6 protein-coding genes are annotated in these 13,813 nt (G+C 65.6%); 1 reads left to right on the top strand and 5 read right to left on the bottom strand.

Annotated features, from left to right (window positions below; all coding sequences use genetic code 11):
* Positions 1 to 8: 8 nt before the first annotated feature.
* Together V5B40_RS07705 and acnA are read right to left on the bottom strand one after the other, a co-directional pair.
* Positions 9 to 1,178, bottom strand: a complete 1,170-nt coding sequence (locus V5B40_RS07705; RefSeq protein ID WP_332353932.1) for a GNAT family N-acetyltransferase — start codon at positions 1,176 to 1,178, stop codon at positions 9 to 11.
* 63 nt (positions 1,179 to 1,241) lie between these two features.
* Entirely contained in the window at positions 1,242 to 3,959 is a 2,718-nt protein-coding gene (acnA, locus tag V5B40_RS07710; RefSeq protein ID WP_332353933.1) for an aconitate hydratase AcnA, read from the bottom strand.
* 370 nt (positions 3,960 to 4,329) lie between these two features.
* On the opposite strand from acnA, the gene V5B40_RS07715 reads away from it, so the two are divergent.
* Positions 4,330 to 4,911 carry a DJ-1/PfpI family protein gene (locus V5B40_RS07715; RefSeq protein WP_332353934.1) on the top strand — a complete coding sequence of 194 codons (582 nt, stop codon included), beginning with the start codon at positions 4,330 to 4,332 and terminating at the stop codon, positions 4,909 to 4,911.
* A gap of 152 nt (positions 4,912 to 5,063) precedes the next feature.
* Here the strand turns inward: V5B40_RS07715 and V5B40_RS07720 are convergent, their stop codons facing one another.
* The 3 genes from V5B40_RS07720 to V5B40_RS07730 all read right to left on the bottom strand — a co-directional run bounded on the left by V5B40_RS07720 (position 5,064) and on the right by V5B40_RS07730 (position 13,778).
* Positions 5,064 to 7,034, bottom strand: coding sequence for a tetratricopeptide repeat protein (locus tag V5B40_RS07720; RefSeq protein WP_332353935.1), 1,971 nt, complete (start codon positions 7,032 to 7,034; stop codon positions 5,064 to 5,066).
* Positions 7,035 to 7,079: 45 nt separating this feature from the next.
* On the bottom strand, positions 7,080 to 7,520 hold the full coding sequence (locus tag V5B40_RS07725) for a glycine zipper 2TM domain-containing protein (RefSeq protein WP_332354169.1): 441 nt from the start codon (positions 7,518 to 7,520) through the stop codon (positions 7,080 to 7,082).
* Positions 7,521 to 7,604: 84 nt separating this feature from the next.
* Entirely contained in the window at positions 7,605 to 13,778 is a 6,174-nt protein-coding gene (locus tag V5B40_RS07730; RefSeq protein WP_332353936.1) for a CHAT domain-containing protein, read from the bottom strand.
* Between the last annotated feature and the right edge of the window lie 35 nt (positions 13,779 to 13,813).

Raw genomic sequence — 13,813 nt, forward strand, 5'->3', positions numbered from 1 at the left:
TTGCCACTTCAGGTGGCTGACGGCGGGCCCAGCTCTCGCCGGAACGGCAAGTGTTCGGCCGCCTGCTCGCGGTAATCGGCCAGCGCCTGGCCCTGCAGCGCCAGATGCCGGCCAAGCAAGGCACGCATTTCCGGATCGCCGATCCAGTGCGCAGACTGCACAGCGGTCGGCGTGAAGCCGCGTGACAGCTTGTGCTCGCCGCCGGCGCCGGGCTCGAAGCGCGCCAGTCCCTGCTGCAGGCAATAGGCGATGCCCTGGTAGAAGCAGAGTTCGAAGTGCAGGCTGTGGTAATTGCCGCGGCAACCCCAGTAGCGCCCATAGAGCGCTTCGTCGCTGCGAAAACAGATTGCCACGGCTACCGGCAGTCCGCGATCGCGAGCGACGAAGATGACCATGCGGCGACCCAGAGCAGTCGCCAGAGCGGCGAAACAGGCCGCCGAGAAAACGGCGTGATTGTTGAACTTTTCGAAGGTATCGGCATAGAGAGCGTGCAGCAACGGCCATTCGGCGGGGTCAATCTGATCGCCGTGACGCGTTTCGAGAGCCAGGCCGCTTTCCAGCACACGCCGTCTTTCAGCGCGCACCTTGCGGCGCTTGGCGGCGCTGAAGCTCGCCAGATAGCCGTCGAAATCGCCACAGCCAGGGTTGATCCAGTGGAACTGCACGTCGTGACTGATCAACAAGCCCTCGCCCTGCAACATCCTTGCTTCGTCGTCGTCCGGCAAGGCCACGTGCCATGAAGACAAACCGGCGCTGCTCAGCAGCGTCCTGGCGCCAGCGAGCAAGGCCTGGCGAACGCCAGCCGCCTGCGGCCCGGCGGCAACCAGCAAGCGTGGCCCGGCCACCGGCGTGTGCGGCAGGCAGCTCATCAACTTCGGGTAGTACTGCCGGCCAAGCTGCCGATAGGCGGCGGCCCACGACCAGTCGTAGATGAAATCGCCATGCGAATGGGTCTTCAGGTAGAGCGGCAGAATGCCGACGACGGCACCGCTTGCGTCGCTGGCCACCAGATGGCGGGCCGCCCATCCCCATGCGCGCGCCGCCGCGCCATGCTGCTCGATGATGGTCAGGAAATCGGCGTTCAGGAAAGGATGACCGGCAGGGCAGAGGCGATCCCACGCCTGGCGCGGAATCGCGCTCGCCGAAGGGACGGTGCTGATCGAGATGCGAGAAGGCAAGCGGGTCTCCGGAGCATGGCGGCAAGGACCGGCGCGGCGCCAGCCCTTGTCGGCATCCTGGCTTCAGCGACTGGCCGCAGCTTCGGCCATCAGTTCGCCGAACACATAGGGCAGAATGCCACCCGACCAGTAGTACTGAACCTCGATCGGTGTATCGATGCGACATAGCAGTGGACGCTCCACGCGCTCACCGTCGGCCCGTACGATAGCCAGGGTGAGGTTCTGCATGGGCATCAGATCCGGGCCCAGACCCAGGATCTCGAAGCTCTCGTCGCCGCGCAGCTGCAGCGCCGTCGCCGAGTCGTCGGCCATGAACTGCAGCGGCAGCACGCCCATTCCGACCAGGTTGGCGCGGTGGATGCGTTCGAAGCTGCGCGCAATCACGGCACGCACGCCGAGTAGCCGCGTTCCCTTGGCCGCCCAGTCGCGCGACGAGCCGGTGCCGTACTCTTCCCCGGCGACGACGATGCTCGGCGTAGCGCGCTCGAGGTAGGCCATCGCCGCCGCGTAGACCGTCGTCTGCTGACCATCGAGCAGAGTAAAGCCGCCCTCTGGTCGGCGCCCTGTGGTGTCTGCCGGCAGCATCAGGTTGCGAATGCGGACGTTGGCAAAAGTGCCGCGCATCATGACTTCGTGGTGCCCACGGCGTGCGCCATAGGAATTGAAGTCGGCGCGCTCGACGCCCTGGGCCTTGAGCCAGCTGCCCGCCGGCGTCGCCTCGCCGAAAGCACCGGCCGGCGAAATATGATCGGTGGTCACCGAGTCGCCGAGCAGCAGCAGCGCGCGTGCGCCGGTGATATCGCCTGCCGGCAGGGCCGGCAACTCGAAGAATGGCGGGCGCGCGATGTAGCTCGATGGCGGCCAGTCGTAGACCGCGCCACTACGTGCCTCGATGGCATTCCACAGCTCCTGGTCGGCGCTGACGTCGGCGTAGCGACGGCGGAAAGTTTCCGGATCGAGCGCCAAGGGGAGCAGCGCCTCGATTTCTTCCGGCGTTGGCCAGACGTCGCGCAGAAAAACCGGCTGGGCATCGGCGCCGATGCCCAGTGCTTCGCTGTCGAGATCGATGTTGACTCGCCCGGCGATGGCGAAAGCCACCACCAGCGGCGGCGAAGCCAGGTAATTGGCGCGCAGATTGGGATGGATGCGCGCCTCGAAGTTGCGGTTACCGGAGAGCACCGCCGCGACGACCAACTGGTTTTCGTTGATCGACTTGTTGAAGGCCGGATCGAGGTCGCCGGCGTTGCCGATGCAGGTCGTGCAACCATAGCCGGCCAACGCGAAGCCGAGTTCGGCGAGCGGCGCCAGCAGTTCCGCCTTCTCCAGGTAGTCGGTGACCACGCGTGAGCCGGGGGCCAGCGAAGTCTTGATGTGCGGCTGCACCTGCAGGCCACGGGCCACCGCTTTCCTGGCCAGCAGACCGGCGGCGATCATCACCGCCGGGTTGCTGGTATTGGTGCACGAGGTGATCGCTGCAATGAGCACGTCACCATTGCCAAGAGCAACGCCTGGTCGTTCGCTCGGGTAGCGCTGCGTCAGCGTCTCGGGCGGCCGGGCGAAGCCGTCATCCGCTTCCGAGGCGCTGAACAAGGCGTTGAATTTGCTCGCCATATCGGGCAGCGCGATGCGGTCCTGCGGCCGCTTCGGGCCGGCCAGGGAGGGAACGATGCTGGCCAGGTCGAGGCGCACGCTACGCGAGTAGTCGATCTGGCCGGCACGGGGAATACCGAACAGTCCCTGGGCACGAAAATAGGCTTCGAAAAGCTCACAATCTGCTTCGCTATGGCCGGTGGTCCGCAGGTAACTGACGGTCTTCTGGTCAACCGGGAAGAAACCCATCGTCGCACCGTACTCGGGCGCCATATTGGCCAATGTCGCGCGGTCGGTGACCGTCAGCGTACTGGCACCCTCGCCGAAATACTCGACAAAGGTACCAACCACTTTCTGGCGGCGCAACAGCTCGGTCACCGTCAGCACCAGATCGGTCGCCGTAACCCCTTCCCGCAAGCGCCCGACCAGTTCGACGCCAACCACGTCCGGAGTCAGAAAATAGACCGGCTGCCCAAGCATCGCCGCTTCGGCCTCGATGCCACCGACGCCCCAGCCAACGACGCCAACGGCGTTGATCATCGTCGTGTGCGAGTCGGTACCCACCAGCGTGTCCGGAAAACACAGGCTGCCGCCTGCGCTTTCCTGCCGGCGAACGCCGGCGAAGAGATGTTCGAGGTTGACCTGGTGCACGATGCCCACGCCGGGGGGTACGACACGGAAGGTGTTGAAAGCCTGCATGCCCCACTTCATGAACTGATAGCGCTCGTGATTGCGCTCGAACTCCCGGCGCATGTTCTGCTCCAGCGCCTGCGGCGTGCCGTAATAGTCAACCTGCACCGAATGATCGACGACCAGATCGACCGGTACCAGCGGCTCGATGCAGCGCGGATCGTGGCCGCTGGCCTGTGCTGCGTGGCGCATCGCCGCCAGATCGCAGAGCAGCGGCACGCCGGTGAAATCCTGCAGCACCACACGCGCGACGACAAAGGGAATCTCCTCGCTGCGTGGTGCCCTTGGCTGCCACTGCGCCAGCTCACGGATATTCCTCTCCGTGACCCGATGGCCATCGCAGTGGCGCAGCAAGGACTCCAGCACAATGCGCAGGGACACCGGCAGGCGGGCAATGTTGCCGATCTCGGCCGCGGCCAGCGCCGGCAGCGAGTAGAACAGCGCCTCCGGCTGGGCAGGCGGATAGAAGCGGGACAGCGTATTGAACGGCGAATGCGACATGGAAGACCTCCGCAGGGTTGTGCACGAGATACACGAAACAATCGGGCCGACATCGGGCAAGTAGGCAATTGCGCTCATTTCCGCCGCTGGACAGGCAGGCAACTCGGCCGGCGTGGCTTGGCGGCTGGCGTGGCTGGCGTGGCCTCCGCAATCACGGCTGCGGGCGAGCTCTGGTCGGCGACAGCTCCAATGATAGCCGCTAATCCAACGCCCTCCCCTTTCCGGGAAAAATGCACGCCGCGCGACGCCGTCCCGGCAACTGGCGCCCGGCAGCGCCTGCGCATTCGACAGGGTTTGTATACAATCCTTGCGTATCAACTTCGTGACGCTTCTTTGGAGCGCTCGTTTCCCTCACCCCAAGGAGACCCAAATGGCCGCAAAAATGATTCTGATGATCACCGGTGACTTTACCGAGGACTACGAAACGATGGTTCCCTTCCAGGCCCTGCAGATGGTCGGCCATACCGTGCACGCCGTCTGCCCGGGCAAAACTGGCGGCGAACAGGTACGCACCGCAATCCACGATTTCGAAGGCGACCAGACCTACAGCGAAAAACCGGGACACCGCTTCACGCTCAACGCCGAGTTCGCCACCGTGAACGCCGAAGACTACGACGCGCTGGTCATTCCCGGTGGCCGCGCGCCCGAATACCTGCGCCTCGACCCGGCAGTGATCGCCATGGTTCAACATTTCGCCAGCGCCGGCAAACCGATTGCCGCCATCTGCCACGGTGCGCAACTGCTGGCTGCCGCCGGGGTGCTGGCGGGACGCTCGTGCTCCGCCTATCCAGCCTGCGCGCCCGAGGTCCGCGCGGCCGGTGGCAGCTTCGCGGACATCCCGGTCGATGAGGCGCTGGTCGATGGCCAGCTGGTCACCGCACCGGCCTGGCCCGCACACGCAGACTGGCTGGCCAAATTCCTGAAGGTTCTGGGAACGCGCATCGAGCCATGAGGCGCTAACGGTCATGACAGTCGAGATACCCCGGATGATGAAAGTCATGACCGTCCCCCTCTTCCCCTGACCCTTCTCCCGCGAGGGGAGAAGGGAGTTTCGTGAGTCGCTTGCGCGACTTTCACATTAACCCCCGGCGGGGGAGCGGCGGCTCACCATAGCTTGCGCGTATCGAGCCAGCTCACCCGTCCGGTGCGACGCTTGACTTCGTGGTACATGTGCGCGGTTCCGCCCGGGCCGTCGCCGCCACCGCCATTCCACAGGCAGATGAAACGCACCTTGTCGACCCCCCAGGCCAGGGCGGTGTACAGCAGCCAGAGGTTACAGCGCTCGAAGGCATTCGCCGCTTCGCCACGCAGATCCTTTGGCAGCGTACCGAGTTCCGCCGGCATGATCCGCGGCTCCTCGGCAAGCATGCTGATCAGCGTGAAGTAGCGCTGCCGCCAGTGCTCGCCGTTGCTCGCCGGCAGAACCGAGCGCTCGATGAACTCGGGCTCCTCGAAAGGGAGCATCGCTTGCAGGCGGACGCCGCGCGCCTGACAGGCTTCCAGAAACAGCAGGTCGCCGCCACTGGCGGCCTGCGCCAGCGCCAGGTCCCCTGGCCCCGCGGCGAGCTGATCGAGCGCCTCGGCGATCTTCGCTGCCGCCAGCGGTTCCTTCTCGGCAGCAAAGCGCGGCGGTTGGCGGCCGGCGGAATCGATCATGTGACCGCTGAAGAGCAGCACCTGGCGGGGCTCGAACGGCGGACTGCTGCGCTCGATCTCGCGTTCGACGATGGCCAGCGCCGCAGCCGTCTCGGCTGGCCGGAAGTCGATATCGCGCAGAAGCTGCAGCGTCTGGCGACTCGAATCGAGCGCGAACCAGTCGCCGTTGGCCGCTGCCACCATGTTCGCGAACTCCTTGCCGATACTCGCCGGCGGATTGACCAGCAAACAGAGTTCGGCGTAGCTGGCGCGCGCCCAGTAGTCCTTGCGATTGCGCTCCTGGGCAGTCAGGCTGGACCAGAGGACACCACCGACGAGGTTGTCGATCACCGTCTGGCTGGTCTCGCCGCCACAATGCCGGCGCAGAAGTTGCAAGGTCAGCGCGTTGATCCCCGAGTAATGATGCGCCGGGTCGGCGATGAAGGCCTGGTAATAGGGGTCAATGGCCTCGCCAAGCGCCGCATTCTCATGCTTGGCGGCAAGGTGCATCTCTGCCGGCGTCAGCCCTGGCCGGCGCCAGCGCGCCAGCCAGTTCTCCTTTTCGACGCGCCCGAGCAGTGCCCAGCATTCGGCATCGCGAGGATAGTCACGCGTCAGTTGCCGCACCCATTCGCGCGCCTCCTCGAAGCGGCCCAGGCGACCCAGGCAGACCGCTTTCTTCTCCCGGCTGGCCTTGTCGTCAGCGTCGATGGCCAGCGCCAGGTCGAACTGCTCGAGCGCCAGCTGATACTGCTTGAGCTTGAGCAAGGCGTTGCCGGCGGTATGCCTGGCTTCACGGTGCAGGGCGCGGATCGGCGTCTCGTCGGCGAGCAGCAGAATGTCGCCGGGACGGTTTTTCTGCCGCGCGATCTCCATTCGCCGATCCCAGCTGGCATGGGCATCGGAAAACTCGTTGTGCTGTTCGAGCAGCAGCTGCCGCCACTGCGGCTGTTGAAGATTGGGGATGCGCTTAAAAACCGGGCTCACCTTGCGCCGCGTCGAGCTGGCCATGCTGGCGCGCGCCATCGCCGTCAAGGCGGCACAGTCCGCCGCCAGAGTGGCCGGGTCAGGGGCTCCGTCGCGCAGCGTGTAGCGCAGCTTTCGATCGGTATAGGTGTCGAAGGGCTGGCTGGCCCGTGGCCCCTGCACGAGCACCACGCCCCGCGCGCGCAGCGCGTGCCGGATACCGAGCTCATACCAGACATTGGGATTGTCCAGCGTCAGATCGGCAACCACCAGATCGGCGAGCAGCAGTTCCTGGAACATGTCATCCAGGATATCGCCGGGACGCTCCTCTTCGTCGGCCTTGAAAACTGCCATCCCGGCCGCCGTCAGCGCCGGCCAGATGTACTCGGCGTAGACCCGATTGAAGTCGATCAGCTGCCCATCGGGCCCGCGCTTGCTGCCGAAGGGCATGACGACGAAAGCGTGTGCCTTCATGCCCGTCTAACGGTCATGACATCATGACATGTGGAGACACGCCAGTCAGCGCGCAACGACGCGGGCACCGTCACCGTGGCCCTCGACATAGACGAGCTGTCCCTTGCGCAAACCCGAGACACCGGCCTGAGTAACTGAAATCAGGACGCCACTGCCGGTACGCACGACGATCTGCTGCCCGGCAACCGGTTGCTCGTATTTCTTCTCGATTTCATTGCCGGCGAGCGCGCCGCCGACGCTTCCCAGCACCATCGCCACATCGCGCCCGGTACCCGCACCGATCAGGCTGCCAACCCCCAGACCGGCCAGACCACCAACCACCGCGCCGACACCCGGATGATGATTGCTCGGCAACTGGACCTCGAGGATCTGTTCGACGACGCCGGTACGAATCGCCATTTCCCCCGCTTGCCGGCTGGCGCCGGCACAAGCCGTGAGGAAGCTGACGAGGACAAGGACTGACAGGCAAGACAGGAACTTCTGCATCATGGCTATCCTTTCTGAACGATGGTTGATGGAAAAATGGCTGTACACGTCACTTGCTACAAGCGGCGGAGGCGGCAAACGCCCCTAGCGTTTCCGCGTCGCGGGTTGACGCCCGGCACTGGCCGCTGCCTTCGACGGCAGTGCTTTCGCCAACGCCGCCGCGACCGGCGTCGCACCATGCGGGCGATCGCCTCGCTGGCATGCGCCGGGCCTGAGGCGTTCAGCAAGAGCAATCAGGCGGTCGGCCGCCAACTGCCAGCCACCGTCACCGAGACCATGATCGCCACCGAGGGAGCGAGCGTCACAGAATCGCGACAACAGGCAAATCTGCGCAAGCACCGAGTCGAGTTGCTTCGGCTTGAGGCAAAGGGAGGACAGCGTCTCCTGGTAAGCACGCGTCACTTCGTCGAACGCCAGTTGGCCGACAGCTCCCGACTGCATGAGCCGAGCATCGAGCAGGTGCTCGACGAGCAGCGACTCAGGCTCGCGCATCGCGTCCCAGAAATCGGCACTGCGTGCGTAAGCGTCGCGGGCCGCGGAACGGCAGTAACGCGCCAGGGCAATGGCCTCGATGTCGGTGTTGGCCGCGTTGCCCTCCCCCTCCCCTTGCCGCTCGCCATCTGCCGGCACCAACAAAGCCTCGATCGCCAGCCGGTTGAGCGCGTTGTAGGATCGGAAAGCCGCATCGCCCGGCCGTCCCTCGCCTTGCCGGTAAAAACCAGCGCTGTCGCGCAAAGCCTGGTCCATCTGCGCCAGCGCGCCCTCACTTCCCAGCTGACCCCCTTTGCTGCCCGCTTCGCTCACGCTTCCCGTCGCGGCGTCGGCGGCGAGCGCCCGGCGTGCAAAAACATTGGCCTTGCGCTTGGCAGCACTGCCGCGCAGTGCGCAACGTTCGCTATTGACCTGACCGCTAGCCGCCTCACCCGCCGCATGCGAGACCAGAGCGTCGAGAGCGCGCAGACGTTCGAGCGCGCTCTCGATCAACTTCAGCGCGCCGCCGTCCTTATCGTCCTTATCGTCACTTTCATCCTGCTCGCCCATGCGCGCCTCGATATTGGCCAACTGCTCGATGGCGCGTATCGGCACCCGTCCGTCACCATCTTCGGACTGGATCGCGTCGAGGTAAGCCGCCCGCGCCTTGGCGAATTCACCGAGGTCCGCCCACACGCTCGCCAGCGCCGACTGCAGGACCGGTAGGCGTAACCAGCCTGGCGGACAACGCTCCCTGAGCAAGGCCTCGATGCTGCTCACCTGCGTGTCAAGCTCGCGCCGGGTCTGCCGCTCGCCGGCACGCGACAGCGCCGCACGGCGACTGGACAGTTCGTCGAGCAATTCGTCCGGCGAGACATAGGCGACCGCGGCAGCGGCTTTGCCCGACAGGCGCGGTTCGGCCAGCCAACCCGGTTCGCCATAGGCCTGGTAGGCGCCCCAGGTGATGTCTTCGCGATTGGCCTGCCACACCGCCCGCCTGGCTTCGAAGACCGCCTGCCCGAAGGGTCGGCCTTCGAGCAGCAGGCTCTCGTAGAAAGCTTTGCCGAAGATCATCGCACCCTTGTCGTCCACCGCCCAGCCGGCAACGACCACGCAGCGCACACCGATATTGATCAACTCGCGCGCGACGCTGGCCGCCAACAGGTTGCCGTCTTGCAGCGTGCGCTCGGCGCTGTTGTCGTGTGCTCCCTTGGCGCTGCCCGTATCGACCTTGCCAAGGTGGCAGCAGCTCAGGAAAACGAGTTCGGGCACGCTTTCCATGGCACGGATCTCGGCGGCAGTAATCAACAGACCATCGGAAAGGACGACGCCCGAACGGCGGCGGCCATCGACGTGCTGCTGATCGAAAATGCCGTGCGCCGAGATATGCAGCAGCCGATAGGGATGCTGGTAGAGCCGTGTCAGCACGTCGGATGCGTTGCGGTCGCTGCCGATCTCGGCGACTACCTGGTAGGCAAGGCCCTGCAGGATGGCGGCCACCTGCGTAGCTTCCTCCTCTGCGCCGGGCAGCGGTGGCGGGTCGAGGGCATCGGGATGCCGCGGATCCGGAAAAGCCGCGACAAAACCTTCGACCGATGGATTGCCGACGACAAAGGCCGTGCGCTCCAGCCCCTGCCGCACCTGGCGACGGAACTGCATGGCCGCAAGCTGCCGTACCACCGGGGTACGCAAGGCCAGTGGCAGTTTTTCCCCCGCACCACGCTGATCGTCGGCAAACATCAATTCCCACGGCAGGTTGGCAGTGTAATCGTCGACCACCAGGACGATGCTCTCGAGCTGTCGTGCGGCATCCTTGAAGTCGTGTGGCACCATCAACTGGAAGAGCACGCGACCGAAATCCTCGCGCCACACCGGCCTCTGGATCTGCTGGCGCACGAGTTTTTCGACCAGGCCCGGTTGCCGCTGGAGAACCACCGACTCGGCGCGCGCACGCTGGCCGACATAGAGAAAGCGTAGCCGTTCGGCGATCGCCGTGCGCTGTCGCGGCGCGCCTTGCGACGCGCCCCCTTGGCCAGAGTCGCCGGCCTTGGCGTCGTCGCACGCCGGCAGCCGAGCGGCCAGGCCCTGCTCGTGGCGATCCGCGTCGGTGACGATCAGCCGTGGCCAGTAACTCGGGTTGCCGCTGTCGAACAGGCGCCGACGCCGTCCCTCGCCCTGTTCGAGCTCCGGCCAACAAACCAGCGCCACGTCGTAGCGCCGGGTCAGTTCGGCGAGCCGGTCGGGCATTCGCCGCAGCGCGTAGACGGCGGTGATCGCCGTATCCTGATAGAGCTCGACGATATCGAGGCGCGCCACGCGAATATCGAGTCGTGTCGTCTCGTAGAAACGTGCGTTGGCTTCCATGACGCCACGCAACAGTGCCTCGACAGACGCCGCCACCGAGAGGTTCGCCGAAGAGTTGTAACCGAGCAGTAGCGCCGCCAGTGGCAGTTCGCGTTCGTCCTTGCCAAGCACGTCGATGACCTGCAGCAGGTAGCGCAGGACGCCGGCGCGCACCGCCTCGATCAGATCGCCGACGCTGAGGTTGCCGTCGTAGGCGCCGAGACCGGTAACAATAGCGCCGGTGAGGCTGCCGCGGCGGCGCTCCTGCTCGTTGGGAACGCGCAGGACGACGCTCGCCGTGCCGCGCGGGCCGGCGTAAAGGCCGAGGTGGTAGCGCTGGGTGAGGTCACCATCGAGCAGTTCGCTGTCGATCAGCGCCTCGGCGCCAGCAATCGGATCCTGCTCGTAGTGACCGAGCAGAACGGGTTGGGCCAGGAAGCGCAGGTCCATGGCCTTGACCTTGACCTCCAGGCGGCGCTTCGGCCGCGCCGCGACGCGACTGCGCGGCGATCCGCCGAGCAGACCGCGTGCCACGGCCTCGCCGCCGTCGAGCGTCGGCGGTCCGGCGTCGTAGGTCACCGGTAGCGGCTGCTCTTCGCCGCGCACCGCCGGCGGGCTACTCAGCAGGGCGCCGGTCACGCCGCTGCTCAGCAGCTCGCCAAGCGCCGGAAAGTACTCGCTGGTCGACGGCAGATCGCCATGCTTGGCCGGCAGGTAGTAGTGACTGCCGACATTGCCGATACGCCCGGAAGCCCAGGTGACGGTGCCGTCACCCTGGCTGGTGCCGACCATTTTCAGGCGCCCTTGCACCTCGCGAATGCCGCACGGGGTATTGCGCGCCACACCAAAGACATAGACGGTTTTGCTGGCATAGGCCTCGGGAAGCGCCGGCGTTGCCTCGCCGTCCTGTCGCCAAAGCCAGTTCGCCGCGTCGAGCTGTGACTGGTCCGGTGTCGCCGAATTGCCGTTTCCGAACCAGAAATCGAAGACTTTCGCCTGGTAGTCGACCCAGGTCTTGGCCAGCCAGAAATCCTGCTTGTCGTCGCCGCCGTCGGGCTGCCCCTGGAAGGTATCGACAAAGCCGCGCTTGGGCAGCAACTGCAGCGCACCGCGAAAACCGGAGACGATCTGCAGCACTTCCCGCATATCGTGGCGGACGTCGAGACGCACCAGGGAGCGCAGCGTATCGCCCTTGCCGAGCAGGTTCTCGACCATCGAGTAGGCGCCCTGATTGGGCGTCCCGAGCATCACCAGGCGCGCACCATCGCGCGCCATCAGCGCGTCGATCACTGGACGGCGCTTGTGGATGCTGGCGCGCACCACCAGTCCGCCCATGCTGTGCGCGAGCAAGCGCACCGGCTGCGTCGTCTCGCGCAGCAAGCGATCGAGGAATTCGGCAAAGCGCTCGGCGAGCACATCCAGCGGTTGCCGCCAGTCGTAAGCGAAGGGCTCGACGCGGTGACTGGCCGACAGATACGTGCAGATATCGCCGTAGAACATATCGAACAGCTTCTCGGCCTCGACGCCGGACTGCTCCCAGGCAATCTTGCTCAGGCCACCGCTGGCGATATCCAGCGGGTCGAACCACACCCGGTCCTGGCCATTCACCGACAGGTGCGAACCCATCACCCCCGGCAGCACGACAAGCACCGGCAAGTCGGCACGCGGCGTCTCCGGCGAGCGCGATATGGCACGCTCAGCACGCGCAGCACGCCTGCGACCGTCGCCCGCAGCCGCCTCGAGCGCGCTTACCTCGCCATCCGAGAAAGGACCCGGCAAAGCCTGGAAAGCGGTCAGCGGCAAGACCTCGCCGGCCACCAACCAGTCGCGCAGGGCAAGGCGCGTGTCGATGTTGGTGAAGTAGCGGAAATGCGAGACCTCGGCACCGCGATCGAACAGCGCCCGTGCCCGCGCCTGCGGCGCAATGCCGGCAAACATCGAGTCGCTATCGACCACCAGGTCGTTGTCGACGTTGTCGAAAAAGAGATAGTCGGTAAGCAGGACGCCGAGACGTTTGAGCAGATTGCCGCCTTCGATGTCGCCAGCGATCACCGCCATCTCGATCCCGGCGCGCACCGGTGCGTCGCGCAAGAGACGCGCCATTGGTGAATCCGGCAACATCGCTTCGATGCCGGGAACCAGATGCGCGTTGGTGCGCTTGTGGGCGATTTCCAGCACCACCCGTTTGAAAGCCGAATAGAAGGGGTTGCCGAAAAAGAACGGCACCTGCCCGATCAGGGTCAGCATCCCGGACAGGAAGAGGTCCAGGTTGCCGCTGGCCAGCCGCGTTCCCTGCGCCGGACTGGCCACCCGCACGTAGCGCTGCACGACCAGCTTCCTGTCCGCCAGCACCCTGGACAGCTGGCGCAGTTGCTCGCGCTGCTCGGCGTGCGCCGAGTCGACTTCGCGACGCACGTCCTGCGCGGCAGCTTCGCTCTCGTAGGCGTCACCAGTGCCCGGCAGATCGGCTTTGTAGAGCTCGATCAGCGGGTCGAAATCCTGCACGCAGAGCAGGTCGGCAACCAGGCCGCCGCGCGAGTGCGAAACCAGGTTGAGCTGCAGGCCGTCAGGCAACGCCGCCAGCAGCTCCAGGGCGTTCTCGATCGGGCTCGCGGAGAGCGTGCGGTGCTCGTAGGCGTAGATACCGCCGCTGAAATGGCGCTGCAAGACGCTCCACACATCGCGCTCGTCGAGCGGCAGGTCGCCAAAACTGCCCACGGTATTGGAACCAGTGCCATGCACGAAAACCAGCACCGGCAGCTTCTCGGCAGCGGCGCGCTGTAGCTCGCGCTGCGCGCGCGCCAGCGCCTTGCCGTCTTGCGCCTCAGTGGCACGGCGTCCGCCGTCCCAGCAGTAAACGCCGGTCGGCCGACCCAGCCGCGCCTCGATCGCCCACATCAGCGCCTTGGTGCCCAGCCCGCTGACCCCCAGCTCGGCGAGGTCACCATCACCGCCACCTTTGCCCAACTCGCCAAGCTTCTTCTTCGCCGCCTCGATGATTTCGTCGCTGGCGGTCCCTACCGCCAGCGCAAAGACCTTGCTGATCAGGCCGCCGACCGCGTCCCCGAGCAGCCCGCGCGTGGCTGCTCCTTCGCCGCTCAGCTGATCGAACAGAATCTCCCCGTCGCTACCGATCAGCTCGGGTCGGCTGCGCTCCAGGGAAGCCTTGAGCTTGCCGGCCGAAGTGATGAGAACACCGCCGTCGGCGAGTTCGATGACCAGCACCTCATCGCCCTGCGCCGCATACTGCTGGGCACTGACGCTGGCCCCGGCAGCGCGCACCGCCGCACCGACTTCAAAGCTCGCCCGCGTCTTCAGGTAGCCGGCCGGCAGGAAAGGATCCTCCGGCTCACCCGCCGACCGTCGAACGTTCTGCAGCAGTGCCGGCAACTGCTTCTCGTCGCTCTGCCGACCAGTGAAGTTGAGAGTAGTGGTGTCAGCCATCATCGCCTCCATCGAGTTCTTGCCACGCCAGATCC

Source organism: Candidatus Accumulibacter meliphilus (assembly GCF_036625345.1).
GTDB classification, from domain to species: domain Bacteria; phylum Pseudomonadota; class Gammaproteobacteria; order Burkholderiales; family Rhodocyclaceae; genus Accumulibacter; species Accumulibacter meliphilus.

What these genes read in the sequence shown, in the direction of transcription:
- V5B40_RS07725 (WP_332354169.1), bottom strand. Translation starts at nt 7,520, where the DNA reads ATGCAGAAGTTCCTGTCTTGCCTGTCAGTCCTTGTCCTCGTCAGCTTC.
- V5B40_RS07730 (WP_332353936.1), bottom strand. Translation starts at nt 13,778, where the DNA reads ATGGCTGACACCACTACTCTCAACTTCACTGGTCGGCAGAGCGACGAG.
- V5B40_RS07715 (WP_332353934.1), top strand. Translation starts at nt 4,330, where the DNA reads ATGGCCGCAAAAATGATTCTGATGATCACCGGTGACTTTACCGAGGAC.
- V5B40_RS07720 (WP_332353935.1), bottom strand. Translation starts at nt 7,034, where the DNA reads ATGAAGGCACACGCTTTCGTCGTCATGCCCTTCGGCAGCAAGCGCGGG.
- acnA (WP_332353933.1), bottom strand. Translation starts at nt 3,959, where the DNA reads ATGTCGCATTCGCCGTTCAATACGCTGTCCCGCTTCTATCCGCCTGCC.